The sequence below is a fragment of the Streptococcus oralis genome (assembly GCF_016127915.1).
Classification (GTDB): domain Bacteria; phylum Bacillota; class Bacilli; order Lactobacillales; family Streptococcaceae; genus Streptococcus; species Streptococcus oralis_BO.
The window spans coordinates 532,975-548,106 of the sequence record NZ_CP066059.1; the positions used below are offsets into that span (position 1 = coordinate 532,975).

Genomic DNA, 15,132 nt, shown 5'->3' on the forward strand with positions numbered 1-15,132 from the left:
GTGTTAGAATAGCAAAAAAGCGGTTAAGACCGCCTTTTTAATCGACTTTAGTAAAATTAAGCATGAGAGAGCTGATCAGAACAGAGACTGAACTAAAGGCCATGGCCAATCCTGCAAGTTCTGGATTGAGCACCAAACCAATACCTGAAAAGACTCCTGCTGCAATCGGAATACCAATGAGGTTATAGATAGAAGCCCAGAAAAGATTGAGTAGAATACGATTAAAGGTCTTCTTACTCATATCAAAAGCACGTGCCAATCCTAGTAAATTGTTGGTTGTAAGGACAAGATCTGCTGATTCAATGGCAATATCTGTCCCAGAGCCCATGGCAATTCCGACATCCGCTACACTGAGGGCCGGCGCATCATTGATACCATCTCCAACAAAGGCCAATTTCCCATTCTTTTGAAGCTTGTGAATTTCATGTGCCTTTTCCTCTGGCAAGACATTTGCGATTACTTCTTCGATACCAATTTGCTCTGCAATCGCATGGGCTACTCCAGCATTATCTCCAGTAAGCATGACCGTTCTAAGACCACGTTTTTTCAATTTAGCAATAGCTTCTTTGGCATTTTCCTTAGGGACATCCTGCAAGGCAATTAAGCCTTTTAACTGACCATCCACGGATAGGAAGACAACTGTTTTTGCTTCTTTCTCAAGCAAATCAAATCGTTCTTGATAATCATGTGGAATAGCAAGGTCAGCTAAGAGCTTAGCATTCCCCAGCGAGACTTGCTTACCATTAATAATCCCAGTCACACCTTTTCCATGCAAGGCTTGGAAGTTTTCCACTGGGTAAAGGCTAATTCCTAGTTCAGATGCACGATTAACAATAGCTTGAGCTAGCGGGTGTTGAGATACATCTTCCAGTGAAGCAGCCAAACTTAGCACTTCTCCTTCATCTCCGATAACATCTGTCACTACTGGCTTCCCTTCGGTCAAGGTTCCTGTCTTATCAAAAACAACCGTTTGAACTTTTTGGATTTCCTGTAGAACTGTACCATTTTTGAGAAGAATCCCCATCTTGGCACTTCGTCCTGTTCCAACCATGAGGGCCGTTGGTGTTGCAAGACCTAGGGCACAAGGACAGGCGATAATCAAGACTGCAACACCATAGAGAAGCGACGTTACAAAACTTTCACCAAGAAAAACAAACCAGATCCAAAAAGTAAGGAGTCCTAAAATGACAACTGCTGGTACGAAAATTCCAGAAATCTTGTCTGTCAAATCTTGAATAGGAGCACGACTGGTTTGAGCTTTCTTCACAAAGTCTACAATCTGAGCCAACATGGTTTCAGAACCTACTTTTTCAGCTCTAAAAATGATCGTACCACTATTATTGATGGTTGAACCAATGACAGCATCTCCAACTGATTTATCGACTGGAATACTTTCCCCAGTTACCATTGATTCATCAATACTAGTTTCTCCTTCTATTACAGTCCCATCAACGGCAATTTTTTCACCTGGTCGAACGCGAATGAGATCCCCAACTTTGACTTGTTCTAGAGGTATTTGAACATAAACATCATCACGCAAAACCTCTGCTGTTTTTGCTTGTAGGTCTAATAATTTTTCGACTGCCTGCGAAGTATTTTTTCGCATTTTTTCCTCAAAAACTGCTCCCAAAAGAATGAAGAAGAGGATAAATGCAGCACTTTCAAAGTAAACGGGCAGACCAGTGAAGAGGGCAACTAAGCTATAGAAATAGGCCACTAGGGTTCCCAGAGCAACCAAGGTATCCATGTTGGAATTGTGCTTTTTAAAACTAGCCCAGGCGCTTCTGATATATGGAACTCCAGCTACCAGCATAATGGGGGTTGTGGCTAAAAAGGTGCCCCAACGCATGACTTGGTGACTAATTCCTCCTGTAGACATCCCAATCATAAGAATCACAAGAGGCACAGTAAAGACACTAGTAATCCAAAAACGTTGTAAAAGTGATAGAGATTTTCGAGTCTTCTCAACTACGGTATAACTCCCCTTTTGCATCTTCATGCCACATGAAAATTCATGCTCACCCAATTCTTGAGGAGTAAAGCGAATGACTTTCTCCTCATCTACGCCGATTGGTTCTAGGATCCCTTCTTCTTCGAAGAGAACTTCTTTATAACAGTTTGATGGTGTCACACGATGAAAGGTAATCTCAGCAGGAATCCCTTTTTGCAGTTGAATGTGGGCTGGATGGTAACCTTTGTCTGCCGTGATACGGATTTTTTGAACACCATTTTCAAGACTTGCTTTTACAATTTCAGTCATAATATTCTCCTATTCTACAATCATCTTACCGTGCATCATATTCATGCCACAAGAGAAACCATACTCACCTGCTTCTTCAGGTGTGATTTCAACCACATATTGGTCTCCCATAGGCAGATCTGCATGCACTCCAAAGTCTGGAAAAACGATTTGATCCAAGCAAGGTGAAGGATCTTTTCGATCAAAAATAATGCGAGCAGGTTGCGATTTTTTGAGGATAATGGTTTCTGGAGTATATCCTCCCATGACCTCCACTCGAATTTCTTGATAGCCATTCTTTTGCTGAGCTCTCTTAGCATCTTCTTGCGGTTTTTTGAAAAACCAAAAGAGGATAAAAGCAATCATTCCTAAAACAACAATAGATACAAATAGATTTAACATGACGTCTCCTTTACATACAATTACATCTTACTTCTGTTACAGCGCTTGATTTCTTCTTAGAAATCACAGCTTCTAAGTCTTCCAAGTCAGCCTGAGTAAAATCACATTCCACAATCAATTCAGCCAACAAGTTCTTAATCCTACGAGAACAAACCTTGTCTTTGATATCTTGGACAAGCAAGTCTCGGCTTTGGTCCAAAGTTAAAAGGGCTGAATAGACAAAGGACTTGTCCTCTTTTTTCCGAGTTAAACACTCTTTCTCAACCAGACGAGCCAAAAGGGTCTGAACTGTAGACTTGGACCAGTCAAAACGCTCCGCCAGAACCCTGACCAAATCCGTACTGGTCTGCTCTCCTTGCATCCAAATAATCTTCATGACCTGCCATTCTGCATCTGAAATCTGCATAATCACACCTCCTAAATCTACATTTGTCGATTACAGTTATTAGTATACTCTAAAAATCTACATTTGTCAATTATAAATTTTCTTATTTCTTCGAAAAATAGAATTCTAATCATGTAACGAGAGATTTGCAGTCAAATTTTACTATATAAACTATAAAAATATGCTATACTGTAGAAAAAAGAAAACAACCACTAGGGGTGCGTAAAGCTGAGATTAACGACTGTTAGATCCCTTTGACTCAATCTAGGTAATGCTAGCTGATGGAAGTGGAAATGATAATGAGGATTAGCTGGTCTTCTATTGCTTTCCTGAAACAGGCTAGCTTGTTCTTAAGAATACAAACTTCAGTTGGTTGGGAGGTTTTAGATGACTTATTTACCCGTTGCTCTAACCATTGCAGGGACTGACCCTAGTGGCGGTGCTGGCATTATGGCTGATTTAAAGTCATTCCAAGCTAGAGATGTCTATGGAATGGCCGTTGTCACCAGCCTTGTCGCTCAAAATACCAGAGGCGTTCAATTAATCGAGCACGTCTCCAACCAAATGCTGGAAGCTCAATTGGAAAGTGTCTTTTCGGATATCAAGCCTCAGGCTGTAAAAACAGGGATGTTGGCAACTACTGAGATCATGGAAATCATCCAACCCTATCTTAAAAAACTGGACTGCCCCTATGTTCTTGACCCTGTTATGGTCGCTACGAGTGGGGACACCCTGATTGATTCTAGTGCCAGAGACTACCTAAAAACAAATCTGCTTCCCCTTGCAACCATTATCACTCCGAATCTTCCTGAGGCAGAAGAGATTGTTGGCTTTTCGATTCATGATCCAGAAGACATGCAGCGTGCTGGTCGCCTGATTATAAAAGAATTTGGTCCTCAGTCCGTTGTTATCAAAGGTGGCCATCTTGAAGGTGGTGCCAAGGATTTCCTTTTTACCAAGGATGAACAATTTGTCTGGGAAAGTCCAAGAATTCAAACTTGTCACACCCATGGTACTGGATGTACCTTTGCTGCTGTGATTACGGCTGAACTAGCCAAGGGCAGAAGTCTTTACCAGGCAGTTGATAAGGCCAAGGCCTTTATCACAAAAGCCATCCAAGACGCTCCTCAACTCGGACATGGTTCTGGACCAGTCAATCATACAACTTTTAAAGATTAAGAAAAAAACTCTCTAGCTCCTACTTTAAGGGAATTAGAGAGTTTTTGATTAGGAAATCATGTCATCCAGCTTTGTTAAAAAGGCGTGCGCTTTTGCCTTAATATCTTCTGCCTGCATCAGATCACGTACAACAGCTACTCCAGCTATACCCGTGCCGCTAAGTTGGTCAATGTTCTCTGACGTTAGGCCTCCAATAGCAACTACTGGAATGGCGACCGTTTGGCAAATTGTTTTCAAGGTTAAAATCAGGGTGATGGGTGCATTTTCTTTAGTCGTAGTCGGGAAAATGGCTCCTGTCCCCAAGTAATCCGCACCCCATGTTTCTGCTTCGAGAGCTCTTTTAACCGTTTTAGCAGTGACACCGAGGATTTTTTCAGGACCCAAGACTTTTCGGGCAACCGAAACTGGTAGTTCATCGTCTCCGATATGCAGACCTGCTGCATCGACTGCTAGACAAACATCCAACCGATCATCGATTATCAAGGGTACTTGATAGGCATCTGTTATTTCCTTGACTTGTTTTGCCAGTTGATAGTATTGATTGGTGGTGAGATTTTTTTCTCGTAGTTGGATGATGGTAACACCTGAACGGCAGGCCGTCTCGACTTTTTCAAGAAAGTTTTCCAAGGAATCTTGGTAGCGATTGGTTACTAGATACAGTCTAAGTGCTTCTCTATTCATAAAAGTCTCCTTTGATGGCTTCTAGCCAGTTTTCGTCTCTTTTTAGGAGAGAGAGTTGATTGAGAACTTGGTAACGAAAATCTTCCAATCCCATTCCTTGAACAACTATTCTCTCAGCAGCGATATTGAGATAAGAAACTGCTAGGCAAGAAGCTTCAAAGGCAGTCTTTCCTTGGCTGAGAAAAACAGCTGTCAAGGCTCCAACCAGGTCTCCTGTCCCTGTTATCCAGTCCAATTCGTCACAGCCATTTCCCAATATTGCAACCTGATTCTCCGAAACGATGAGGTCCTTGGGGCCAGTGACTAAAAATGACATACCAGGATAAAGCTGACACCAGTCTTTCAAGACTTGAAGCAAATCCTCAGTTTCTTGATCTTTATGGCTAGCATCAACTCCAACTCCGTGGTGCTTTAAGCCAACAAGACTTCGAATTTCTGACATATTTCCTTTAAGGACCGTGGGCTTGTATTCTAAAAGATCTCTGACTAGTCCCTTACGAATGGGTGACGCTGATACACCAACCGCATCTACTACCATTAGGAGAGAAGCTTGGTTTGCATAAGTGGCTGCCAGACGGATTGCTTTCTCCTTCTCAGCTGACAAATGCCCCAAATTGATGAAGAGAGCCTGACTTTGCTTAGTAAAATCAAGAACCTCACGAGGGTCATCTGCCATGACTGGTTTAGATCCCAGAGCTAAAATCCCATTTGCCAGCATCTCACAAGAAATCTCATTGGTGATGCAGTGAATCAAGGAACTGGTTGCCAGAGGGAAAGGATTTGTCAATTTCTGCATCAGTCTATCCTTTCTCCAAAGAAATATCCTTGTACTTTTTTAAAGAATTCCTGCTTGATTAAAAATCGAAAGGCAAGAAAAGCTATGGCTGTACCGATCAAGGTCGCTCCGAAAAATCTCGGAGTATAGATAAACCAGCTGAGCTTGGCCGCAGATCCCGTAAAGAGAACCATGACAGGATAGGAAACAATGGAACCGATAATCCCTGTTCCCAAGATTTCTCCTAGGGCAGAATAGTGAAATTTTCGACCGTACTTATAAAAGAGACCTGCAAGGAGGGCTCCAAAAGTAGCTCCTGTTAGGGCCAAAGGAGGAATTCCCTGAGTTGACATACGGATAAAGGCTGTGGCTGTAGCCATGACCAAGGCATAAACAGGTCCCATCAAGATTCCTGCTAGGATATTGACTACACTGGACATCGGTGCCATTCCTTCAATTCGAAAGATGGGTGTAAGGACTACATCAAGAGCAATCATCATAGATAAAATGGTTAATTTGTGAACTTGTAGTTGGTGGTTTCTCATTTTCTATTTCTTCTCTTTTTCTAAGGACTGCAAATCACTCGTCCAGGTTTGATGTTGGTAAGCCATCTCCCAAAACTTAGCTTCCATGTGGACACTTCGGTGGAAGGCCTCTAGCATTTTTTGTTTGTCCGTCTCGTCACTTTCGCGATAGAGCTGATTGACCAGGGCTTCTTCCTCTTTAATCTGCTGTTCTAACTCATCGGTGATATAGGTTTCAATCCACTGTTGATAAAGAGGATTCGGGGATGGTTTGCGATTAAGTGCCTTGCCCAAATCATGGTATAACCAAGGACATGGAAGCAAACTAGCAAAAGCAATGCCCAAGTTTGGCTCTGCAAACTGGCGATAAATATGAGAAATGTAATGATAACAGGTTGGAGCAATCGGTTGCTCGTCCATTTCCTGGTCGCTGATTCCTAATTCCTTAAAAAATTGTTGGCGGATAAACAACTCACCCTCCACTAGACTCTGGGCATTTTGTTTCAAGAGTCTTTTCATCTCCTCGTTGGAAGTCTTATCAGCCAAGAGGTGATAGGCTTCTGAGAAGGCTTTCAGATAGTAGGCATCCTGAATCAGGTAATAGCGGAAAATAGAAGGTTCTAACGTTCCCTCTTGTAACTGTAAAACAAAGGGATGCTGAAAGGAAGCCTGCCAAGCTTCCTTGGATAATTCCATCGCAATATCTGTAAATTCCATAATAACTCCTTTATAAAAATAAACTGGTTTGAAGCAATAAAAAGAAAAGTAGGTAGATCAATTTTGTCCTCTGGGAAATGTAAAAAGTCCGATAGCTATTCTCCAACTGTGCATGCTCGTCATATCCGTGCGCAGATAGAGCTCTCAGGTAGAGATGGCGCCATCTAAAGACCGTCATCAGAACCTTGCTGTAAATCAAGGGAGACCAAACATGCAGTTTTTGGCCACGCAGTAAGCATGCTTCCTTGAGAGACTTGATTTCCTGCTGAATGAGGGGAAAGGCATTGAATACCACAATTAAGGCATAGGCCCAAGAACGCGATAACCCCTTTTGAGCCAAGTACAAGAGAAGCTCTTTTAGAGAAATACTGGAAACAAAGACAAGACCGATACAAACCGTCACAAAGGCCCTCGTTCCAAGCATGATTGCCTGCGAAGCATCCCCATGTAACTGAATTGCCCAGTAATTAGCCAAAGATGGTAAAATGGCGAGCACAATCATCCAAGCCAACATTTTAAATCGACGGTGATAGAGCAAAAAGAGTATGCAAAATGCGGCTACCGAAAGATTAAGAGCAATCGAAGGAATGAAGGATGTTTCCAAAGATAAAATTAGAAAGAAGAGGCTGATAACTGGTGTCTTGGTTGCTACTTTGATCATACTACCTCACCTCCCCTAGAGTATCATTATTCAGAGATGGGAGAGGTTTGCTGATAGTCACTTCTTGAAGGTGGCTGAGCCCCTCACTAGTCATCTCGATCCAATAATCGACCACAGAAATCAAAGGATCTAAACGATGGCTAATAATCAAAAAACTTCTTCCCTGATTTCTATCCTCCAACATCCACTGACAAAAATAATGGCAAGCTCTATCATCCAAACCAGCAAAGGGTTCATCTAGCAAGATCACAGAAGCCTTACTGGTCAAGATGGTCAATAGCTGAAGAATCTTTTGTTGGCCACCACTTAATTGATAGGGACTCTTATCAAGCGCTTTCTCCAGATTAAAATATCGTAAAGCTTGGAGAATCCGCTGATTTCTTTCAGAGTCTGGACTATCTAATTGCAGTTCCTCTCTCAGACTGACTCGGATAAATTGCTTTTCAGCTTCCTGAACAACACCGGTCAGATCACGATACAAACTCTTTTTCTTTTTCAGGACTGTCCCCTTCCAAGTAATTCGCCCCTTATACTTTTGAAATTGAAGAATAGAGCGAAAGAGGGTTGATTTCCCGACACCATTGTCACCCAAGATACAGGAAATTCCTTGGTAGATAGTAAAATCCGCAAGCGAAAAGAGGGGGCGATTCCCCAGCTCACAGGTCACACGGTCCATATGGAATAATTCTGGACTAGAGGCAACTTCTTTTGAAGAAACCTGTGTCATCTCAGAGGTTGGGATTTTATTTATTTCCCTTAGTTGCTCGTCTCTCAGCTCCACCATATGGTCAATGTAGGCTCCATAGTCCGTTAAATCATGATCGCACAGGATGACTATCTTCCCATCAAGAGCCAACTCTTTTAGAATCTCCAATATCTCGATTCTGCTCTTGCGGTCAATGGAAGCGAAGGGCTCATCCAAGAGATAGACCCTAGGATTCATGGCAAAGAGAACAGCCAGAGCAGCCTTTTGCTTTTCCCCACCTGATAGGTGATGAATAGGACGGTGCAAGATTGGCTCGCAACGACATTGCCCAACCACCTCTGCTATTTTAGAATCAATTTCCTGAAAGGGATGCCCGACATTCTCCAAGGTAAAAACCAGTTCCTCAAACAAGTTCTCCATGGTAAATTGATGATTGGGATTTTGAAAGAGAATCCCAACTGTCTGGACACGTTCGACGATAGAAAGCTGACTGACCTCACTCCCATCTATCAGGACTTGACCACTATAGGGAAGAGAACTAACTTGAGCAATGACTTGAAAGAGGCTGGATTTTCCTGAACCACTGCTCCCAACTAACAAGGTAAAAGCTTGCCCATGAAAAGTAAAATCAATCGGTTCCGAAAATATTGGGGATTGAATCCCTCTTAATTCCAGGCCCATCTATGCCTTTCCTCCAGCTGCAAACTGATGATAGAGTTTGACAATGGCACGAACCAAGATGGTACAGAAGAAAAAGACGGAAATAAAACGCACCACCAGCAAGGAAAGGACAAAAGGAAGAGAAAAGGCATAGTAACCTAATTTAATGTATTCATAGACAAAGCTAAAAAGGGTAATCCCAATACTATTAGCAGTTAGAGAAAGCCAACTTTTATAACGATTCTTGGTCACAAGAAAGCCAAATTCACTTCCCAAACCTTGAACCAAGCCAGACAAAAGAGCGCCTAGACCGAATTGGCTACCATATAGGACTTCAGCAAGCGCAGCGAGTATTTCTCCAATCGTTGCACTTCCGACTCTTGGAACAAAGATAGCTGCAATGGGCGCAGCCATACACCAGAGGCCAAAGAGGATTTCATTGGCAAAGGCCTGCAAACCAAGAGGGGCTAAAATCAGGGTGAGGATATCAAACAGATAGCCTGAACCCACAAAAACGCCACCAAAAAAGATAGACAAGAAAGCAAGCAAGATAACATCTTTTAATTGCCATTTTTTCAACATAAAAAACTCCTTTTTTAAAGAAAATCAAGGGCATTCAAGGAGAGATACCAAAAGGCTTGCCGTCAAGCCTATCCTCTTTTGATAAACAAAAAAACTCCAATTACAAACGAGAATTAGAGTTTACCTTACAAGATTTGACAGTTTCTTTCGACATACGAAAAAAACCTTTTCACATTTCCCTTCGCCAGTATTAACTGTATCAGGTTCAATGGGTATCATCTCAGCCTAAAGCACCCCAAATGTCTTTATTATTTAATTACTGGACCAGTATAACAAAATTTGAAAGCCCTAGCAAGATATTTGACTGGAAAATATATTTATATAGTTTCTAATAACGATTTATTCTTTCTATACACAAAGAAAAACCTCCACATCAGGTGGAGGCCTTCTACTTTATCAATACAATTTCAAATCACGAGGATCGACTGGGAAGGTTGGGTTGTATGGGTTATGACGGAGTTTGAAGTGTTTGACATCCTCAATAGTCTGAGTTCCAGATAATTGCATGACTGTCTTCAATTCTGCATTCAAGTGCTCAAAGACTTGACGCACACCAACACTACCACCGAGAGCCAAACCATAGATCACAGGGCGGCCAATAGCTACCAAGTCTGCTCCTGAAGCCAAGGCTTTAAAGACGTGTTGACCGCGACGAACACCAGAGTCAAAGACAATTGGCACACGTTTATCAACTGCTTCAGCCACTTCTTGAAGTGAGTCAAAGGATGCTGGTCCACCGTCGATTTGGCGGCCACCGTGATTGGTTACCCAGATACCAGAAGCTCCCGCAGCAAGAGAGCGCTCAACGTCTTCACGGCATTGTGGCCCCTTGACATACACAGGAAGACCTGAGTATGCAGCGATAAATTCGACATCACGTGGAGACAAGCGTTGTTTAGCTGACTTGTAAACAAAGTCCATTGATTTTCCAGCACCTTCTGGAAGGTATTCTTCAACAATCGGCATGCCAACTGGGAAGACGAATCCATTGCGCTTATCAACCTCACGATTGCCTCCTACAGTTGCATCCGCCGTCAAGACAATCGCTTTGTAGCCTTCAGCCTTCACACGGTCCATGATGTGGCGATTGATCCCGTCATCTTTACTAAAGTAAAATTGGAACCAATGAGGTGTTCCTTGAAGGGCTTCTGTAATTTCTGGAAGGTCGACAGTAGAGTAAGAGCTGGTTGTATAAAGAGAACCAAATTCATGCACACCACGCGCAGTAGCTACTTCCCCCTGCTCATTTGCCAATTTATGAGCCGCAACAGGCGCCATAATAATTGGTGAAGATAATTTTTCACCTGCAAATTCAATCTCTGTACTTGGATTTTCAACATCACAAAGCGTATGAGGAACGATGAGTTTATGGTTAAAGGCACGGATGTTCTCGCGTAAAGTGAAAGTATCCTCTGCTCCACTAGCGATATAACCAAAGGCAGCTTTAGGAATGACTTGTTGAGCCATTGGCTCCAAATCATAAGCGTTAATAAAATCTACAGGTCCTTCTGCATTGCTTGTTTTATATGACATAAAGTGTCCTCCTTATTAAGTAAGCGTTTACTTTGTCTTACATTAACTATCTTACTTCTTTTTCAGAATTTTTTCAAAAATTTTGTCTGGAAATTTCAAACTGATTATCTGAATATGCCGACAAAAAAGAAGGTCTCTCATTCTACCATTATCCTATATTCATCTTTACCTTTAGGAATCATAGTTTGATTGCCTATATGCAAAAAATCAGGTAATCATAAGGACTACCTGATTTTCTATGTTTTAGGCATTTTGCCAATTTTCTTGGTCTTCTTTAAAGCGTTTTAGGAGGTCGAGTCCTTCTGGTGTGATGTATCCTTCTTCTTGGGCTAGGTGGATTAGTTCACTGTAGTTAGAAAGCGTCACAAGTTTGACACCAGCATCTGAGAAGTTCTTGTCAGCTTTTGGCAACTGATAACTGAAAATCGCTACAACTCCAAGCACATCGGCTCCTTCGCGTTTAGCTGCTGCTACGGCTTCAAGAACAGACCCACCAGTTGAAATCAAATCTTCAACAACTACCATCTTTTGCCCCTGAGCTACACGGCCTTCGATTTGATTACCAGCTCCGTGGTCTTTTGGTTTGCTGCGGATGTAGGCAAAAGGCAAGTTCATCTTGTCAGCAATGATAGCTCCGTGTGGAATTCCTGCTGTCGCAGTTCCTGCAATCACTTCTACTTCTGGAAATTCTGCTTTAATAGCTTCCACAAAACCATTCTCAATCAAGGTACGAGTTTCTGGGTAAGCAAGCGTCACACGGTTGTCAGTATAAATCGGTGACTTGATACCTGATGCCCAAGTGAAAGGTTCCTCTGGTTTGAGGTAAACGGCTTGGATTTTCAAGAGGTGGCTAGCGATATCTTTAGCAAGTGTCATAGTATTCTCCTTTTGTTTTTATAATCTATTTCTTTAATTTGAGTCTTGGTTCCATTCATTCTTGATAGCATGATAAGCTGCAACAGGATCTTCAGCTTGGGTAATAGGACGTCCCACTACGATATAATCACTACCGATTTGATAGGCGTCAGCAGGTGTCATGACACGTTTTTGGTCCCCAACCGCAGCTCCCGCTGGACGGATTCCCGGTGTCAAACAGATAAAATCTGAATTGGTGGCCTGCTTGATGAGTTGCACTTCCTGAGCCGAGCAAACGACACCATCCAAGCCCGCTTCAGCTGTCTTCTTGGCATAGTGAATAACCGATTCTTGAAGACTGGTTTGGATATTTTGAAAATCCTGCATCTGGCTTTCCGACGTTGATGTAAGCTGGGTCACAGCAATCAATTTTGCTTCTTTTCCAAGACCTTCACGCGCAGCCTTCATCATCTCCACACCACCAGCAGCATGAACATTGGTCATGTCTACACCAGGCTGAGATAAGACCTTCATAGCCGATTTAACTGTATTTGGAATATCATGTAGCTTGAGGTCCAAAAAGACACTATGCCCCAGTGACTTCAAATAACGGACAACTTCTGGACCTTCCGCATAATAAAGCTCCATCCCTACTTTTAAATAAAGACTTTCTTCAGCTGGGAAAAGAGATAAAAATTCCTTGACTGCCTCAAAACTAGGAAAATCAAGAGCAATAACTGGACGATGTTCACGCATACTTTTCTCCTTTTACCTTTACGAACAAGAGAGGATGGTCAAAAATAAACCACAAAAAAAGGAACCTGCCAACAGCAAGGTTCCACGAAAAATGGGTAGTCTCCACCCTTTCACCGTCTAACCTTAGCTGCCTCTCTGGACTGCTTTAAAGGTTTTTTTCTATTCTATTATTTATAGTAGGACTTGTCAAGCAAAAACTCGAAACTGGATTTCTATACCATTCAAAATCAAGAGGAAAAATTGGTCTAACGACTCTGTGATTGCTGGCTCGTTTGGCTTTGATTTCCTTGTTCTTCTTGTTTTTTCTTTTCTTCTTCCTGTTTTTTCTTCTCAGCTTCCTTGGCCTCTTGCTTGGCTTTTTCTTCTGCTTCTTCTATCAGCTTATCCGCTATAGTATAGCTGTATACTCCAGCTTCCATATCGACTACACTCGGTTCTGACAATTGTGGCTTGATTTTGCTGTAATAAGGCAATTTCTTGCTCAATTCTGACAAGGGAACCAAAACCTCATCTGTATCCAGCATAGTAATTTTTAAAAGATCTGCTGTTGCCTTGCTTGGCGCTAATTCGATTTTCTGGATTTGACTCTTGATATCCTCACTGATGGTAGACAATCCCGTTATCAGCTCTTTCACCTGCTGCTCATCGTTAAAGGTAACTGTCAGATAAGTCTCAGGCAAGTTTAAGCGATCAACAGGAGTTGACTCTACTGTACCACTAGACAGAATAGGATAATGTTCTTCACCAGACACATAATAACCGACAATATCGAATTCCTTGACCTCAATCGTAAAGTTAGTCGGAAATTGATAGTTAATCTTCGCTGATTCTATCCAATGATTGGACTTGATTCGCTCAGCGTATGTTTCCTTATCCAACAATAGAGCTAAAGTATAGTCGCTATCTTGAATTCCAGAAGCCTGTTTGATATCATCCGCCTGAGTGTTACTATTTCCCTTAACCTCGATATTTTTGATGGTCGACAGTGGAGTCAATAGATAGACTGAAAGAAGAAGGACCAGGACACTGGGTACCAAGATACTCACAGCTCGCCAAATATGAACAGGCGCAATTTTAGGCTTGGCAGGTTTTTCTGATTTCTCTGGTTTTTCTTTTTTCTTCTTCTCTTTTTCCTCTTTGACTTTCCGGTCACCCTTTTGAGATTTTTCTTCTTTTTCGGATGGTTCCTTGCTTGGACTTGAGGCTTCCTCATCTAACTCACTCGATGATTTCTTGGATTCCTCCAGTAGTTTCGAGTTGGCTTCCTTACGAGCTTGTTTTTCCTTTTCCTTCTCTTCAGCTAGGGCAGCTTCTTCCTCAGCCTTCTTCTTCAGGTATTCCTGGTTTCGTTTCTGCCATTCAGACAATTCTTGCTTCTGGTTTGATTCTTTTTTCTTATCCTTTGACATTGATATTCCTTATGCTAGGTCTTTTCTTAGTAGATCGTAAAAATCTGCAAGAGATTTCAATTCAGTCGAAGCTTTCATGCTAGCTTGGTATTGGTCCTTGTGACTAAGCAAGTGACTGAGTTTCTCCTCTAAGCTTTCCAAGGTCAGGTCACTTTCTTGAAGTTCTTCTGCGTAGCCTTTCTTAACAAAGTAGGCTGCATTTTCAATCTGATCTCCTCGACTTGCTTCACGACCCAATGGTACGATGAGATGGAGTTTCGCCATGGCCAAGAGTTCAAAAATCGTATTAGCACCGCCACGCGTTACCACCACATCTGCCATCTCCATCAAGGGTTGATAGAGATCCGTCACATAATCAACACGAAAGAGATTTTGACTCAACTCATTTAGGCTAGAATCTCCAGTGAGATTGATAATATTGTAGCGTTCGGTCAGTTCTTGCTTATGATCAGTCACCAATTGGTTAAATACACGAGCTCCTGCAGAACCACCAACAAACAATACCGTTGGCAATTTAGGATTAAAGTGGGTTTGGATATCCACCAACTCGTCTGGTTCTGGCGTCTCTTGACCTGTTACCTTTGTCACTGCTCCCACATGCTCGACTTTTGCGAGACCAGCAGCTTGCTCAAAGGTTGAATACATCTTAGTCGCAAATTTATAGGCGATTTTATTGGCCAAGCCCATAGACAGGTCCGATTCGTGAATAAAGACAGGCACTCCTGACACTCGCGCTGCGATAACCGGCGGTACAGAGACAAATCCTCCCTTAGAAAAAAGAGCCTGTGGACGCAGTCGTAACATGATAAAGAGGGATTGAACAATTCCCCAACCAACTTTGAAGACATCCAGCATATTTTGCCAAGAGAAATAGCGACGCAACTTCCCAGTCGCAATAGAGTGGAAGGTCACATTCAAACCTGACTTGAGGATTTCTTGGTGTTCGATTCCGTGTTTATCACCAATATAGTGAACTTCCCAGCCGTCTTCGATGAACTTGGGCATTAACAAAAGGTTGAGGGTGACATGTCCAACCGTCCCCCCACCTGTAAAGACAATTTTTTTCAT

At 42.2% G+C, this 15,132-nt stretch carries 16 protein-coding genes and 2 riboswitches; of the genes, 1 reads left to right on the forward strand and 15 read right to left on the reverse strand.

Annotation, left to right across the window (positions count from 1 at the left end; all coding sequences use genetic code 11):
• Positions 1-37 precede the first annotated feature (37 nt).
• From I6H78_RS02570 to I6H78_RS02580, 3 genes are read right to left on the reverse strand one after another with little or no spacing between them, the layout of a single operon-like run.
• Positions 38-2,260, reverse strand: coding sequence for a heavy metal translocating P-type ATPase (locus I6H78_RS02570; protein ID WP_198459850.1), 2,223 nt, complete (start codon positions 2,258-2,260; stop codon positions 38-40).
• Between the two features lie 9 nt (positions 2,261-2,269).
• The gene (locus I6H78_RS02575; protein ID WP_000933322.1) at positions 2,270-2,641 is read right to left on the reverse strand and encodes a cupredoxin domain-containing protein; all 372 of its coding nucleotides are present in this window, start codon (positions 2,639-2,641) and stop codon (positions 2,270-2,272) included.
• A 10-nt stretch (positions 2,642-2,651) separates the two neighbouring features.
• Complete coding sequence (locus tag I6H78_RS02580) at positions 2,652-3,047, reverse strand: CopY/TcrY family copper transport repressor (RefSeq protein WP_198459851.1); 396 nt, start codon at positions 3,045-3,047, stop codon at positions 2,652-2,654.
• Positions 3,048-3,230: 183 nt separating this feature from the next.
• Positions 3,231-3,329, forward strand: a riboswitch (TPP riboswitch).
• An 84-nt stretch (positions 3,330-3,413) separates the two neighbouring features.
• Between I6H78_RS02580 and thiD the strand changes: the two genes are divergently transcribed.
• Positions 3,414-4,205, forward strand: a complete 792-nt coding sequence (gene thiD, locus I6H78_RS02585) for a bifunctional hydroxymethylpyrimidine kinase/phosphomethylpyrimidine kinase (protein ID WP_049504922.1) — start codon at positions 3,414-3,416, stop codon at positions 4,203-4,205.
• Between the two features lie 48 nt (positions 4,206-4,253).
• Here the strand turns inward: thiD and thiE are convergent, their stop codons facing one another.
• The 12 genes from thiE to I6H78_RS02645 form a co-directional block, all read right to left on the reverse strand.
• Entirely contained in the window at positions 4,254-4,886 is a 633-nt protein-coding gene (gene thiE / locus I6H78_RS02590) for a thiamine phosphate synthase (RefSeq protein ID WP_198459852.1), read from the reverse strand.
• Positions 4,879-5,682, reverse strand: a complete 804-nt coding sequence (gene thiM / locus I6H78_RS02595) for a hydroxyethylthiazole kinase (RefSeq protein ID WP_198459853.1) — start codon at positions 5,680-5,682, stop codon at positions 4,879-4,881. Before thiM ends, thiE begins: the two co-directional genes overlap by 8 nt.
• Complete coding sequence (gene thiW, locus I6H78_RS02600; protein ID WP_071851393.1) at positions 5,682-6,206, reverse strand: energy coupling factor transporter S component ThiW; 525 nt, start codon at positions 6,204-6,206, stop codon at positions 5,682-5,684. Before thiW ends, thiM begins: the two co-directional genes overlap by 1 nt.
• 3 nt (positions 6,207-6,209) lie before the next feature.
• Positions 6,210-6,902 (reverse strand): thiaminase II, encoded by a 693-nt coding sequence (gene tenA, locus I6H78_RS02605; protein ID WP_198459854.1) that lies wholly within the window; start codon positions 6,900-6,902, stop codon positions 6,210-6,212.
• 10 nt (positions 6,903-6,912) lie between these two features.
• A complete protein-coding gene (locus tag I6H78_RS02610; protein ID WP_198459855.1) occupies positions 6,913-7,563 on the reverse strand; it encodes an energy-coupling factor transporter transmembrane component T in 651 nt (216 codons plus the stop codon).
• 1 nt (position 7,564) lies between these two features.
• Positions 7,565-8,950, reverse strand: coding sequence for an ATP-binding cassette domain-containing protein (locus tag I6H78_RS02615; RefSeq protein ID WP_198459856.1), 1,386 nt, complete (start codon positions 8,948-8,950; stop codon positions 7,565-7,567).
• The gene (locus I6H78_RS02620; RefSeq protein WP_198459857.1) at positions 8,951-9,511 is read right to left on the reverse strand and encodes an ECF transporter S component; all 561 of its coding nucleotides are present in this window, start codon (positions 9,509-9,511) and stop codon (positions 8,951-8,953) included.
• A 159-nt stretch (positions 9,512-9,670) separates the two neighbouring features.
• Positions 9,671-9,759, reverse strand: a riboswitch (TPP riboswitch).
• A gap of 148 nt (positions 9,760-9,907) precedes the next feature.
• Positions 9,908-11,044, reverse strand: a complete 1,137-nt coding sequence (gene lctO, locus I6H78_RS02625; protein WP_198459858.1) for an L-lactate oxidase — start codon at positions 11,042-11,044, stop codon at positions 9,908-9,910.
• 243 nt (positions 11,045-11,287) lie between these two features.
• Positions 11,288-11,920: an orotate phosphoribosyltransferase gene (gene pyrE, locus I6H78_RS02630; RefSeq protein ID WP_061421231.1), complete on the reverse strand. Its 633-nt coding sequence runs from the start codon at positions 11,918-11,920 to the stop codon at positions 11,288-11,290.
• A gap of 33 nt (positions 11,921-11,953) precedes the next feature.
• On the reverse strand, positions 11,954-12,655 hold the full coding sequence (gene pyrF, locus I6H78_RS02635; protein WP_198459859.1) for an orotidine-5'-phosphate decarboxylase: 702 nt from the start codon (positions 12,653-12,655) through the stop codon (positions 11,954-11,956).
• 245 nt (positions 12,656-12,900) lie between these two features.
• Complete coding sequence (locus I6H78_RS02640; RefSeq protein ID WP_198459860.1) at positions 12,901-14,064, reverse strand: cell division protein FtsQ/DivIB; 1,164 nt, start codon at positions 14,062-14,064, stop codon at positions 12,901-12,903.
• Positions 14,065-14,073: 9 nt separating this feature from the next.
• Positions 14,074-15,132, reverse strand: coding sequence for a UDP-N-acetylglucosamine--N-acetylmuramyl-(pentapeptide) pyrophosphoryl-undecaprenol N-acetylglucosamine transferase (locus I6H78_RS02645; protein WP_049485374.1), 1,059 nt, complete (start codon positions 15,130-15,132; stop codon positions 14,074-14,076).

Coding starts and splice junctions, on each gene's coding strand:
- I6H78_RS02570 (WP_198459850.1), bottom strand. CDS start 2,260: ATGACTGAAATTGTAAAAGCAAGTCTTGAAAATGGTGTTCAAAAAATC.
- I6H78_RS02640 (WP_198459860.1), bottom strand. CDS start 14,064: ATGTCAAAGGATAAGAAAAAAGAATCAAACCAGAAGCAAGAATTGTCT.
- I6H78_RS02620 (WP_198459857.1), bottom strand. CDS start 9,511: ATGTTGAAAAAATGGCAATTAAAAGATGTTATCTTGCTTGCTTTCTTG.
- thiD (WP_049504922.1), top strand. CDS start 3,414: ATGACTTATTTACCCGTTGCTCTAACCATTGCAGGGACTGACCCTAGT.
- I6H78_RS02610 (WP_198459855.1), bottom strand. CDS start 7,563: ATGATCAAAGTAGCAACCAAGACACCAGTTATCAGCCTCTTCTTTCTA.
- I6H78_RS02580 (WP_198459851.1), bottom strand. CDS start 3,047: ATGCAGATTTCAGATGCAGAATGGCAGGTCATGAAGATTATTTGGATG.
- lctO (WP_198459858.1), bottom strand. CDS start 11,044: ATGTCATATAAAACAAGCAATGCAGAAGGACCTGTAGATTTTATTAAC.
- pyrF (WP_198459859.1), bottom strand. CDS start 12,655: ATGCGTGAACATCGTCCAGTTATTGCTCTTGATTTTCCTAGTTTTGAG.
- I6H78_RS02615 (WP_198459856.1), bottom strand. CDS start 8,950: ATGGGCCTGGAATTAAGAGGGATTCAATCCCCAATATTTTCGGAACCG.
- I6H78_RS02645 (WP_049485374.1), bottom strand. CDS start 15,132: ATGAAAAAAATTGTCTTTACAGGTGGGGGGACGGTTGGACATGTCACC.
- pyrE (WP_061421231.1), bottom strand. CDS start 11,920: ATGACACTTGCTAAAGATATCGCTAGCCACCTCTTGAAAATCCAAGCC.
- thiW (WP_071851393.1), bottom strand. CDS start 6,206: ATGAGAAACCACCAACTACAAGTTCACAAATTAACCATTTTATCTATG.
- thiM (WP_198459853.1), bottom strand. CDS start 5,682: ATGCAGAAATTGACAAATCCTTTCCCTCTGGCAACCAGTTCCTTGATT.
- I6H78_RS02575 (WP_000933322.1), bottom strand. CDS start 2,641: ATGTTAAATCTATTTGTATCTATTGTTGTTTTAGGAATGATTGCTTTT.
- tenA (WP_198459854.1), bottom strand. CDS start 6,902: ATGGAATTTACAGATATTGCGATGGAATTATCCAAGGAAGCTTGGCAG.
- thiE (WP_198459852.1), bottom strand. CDS start 4,886: ATGAATAGAGAAGCACTTAGACTGTATCTAGTAACCAATCGCTACCAA.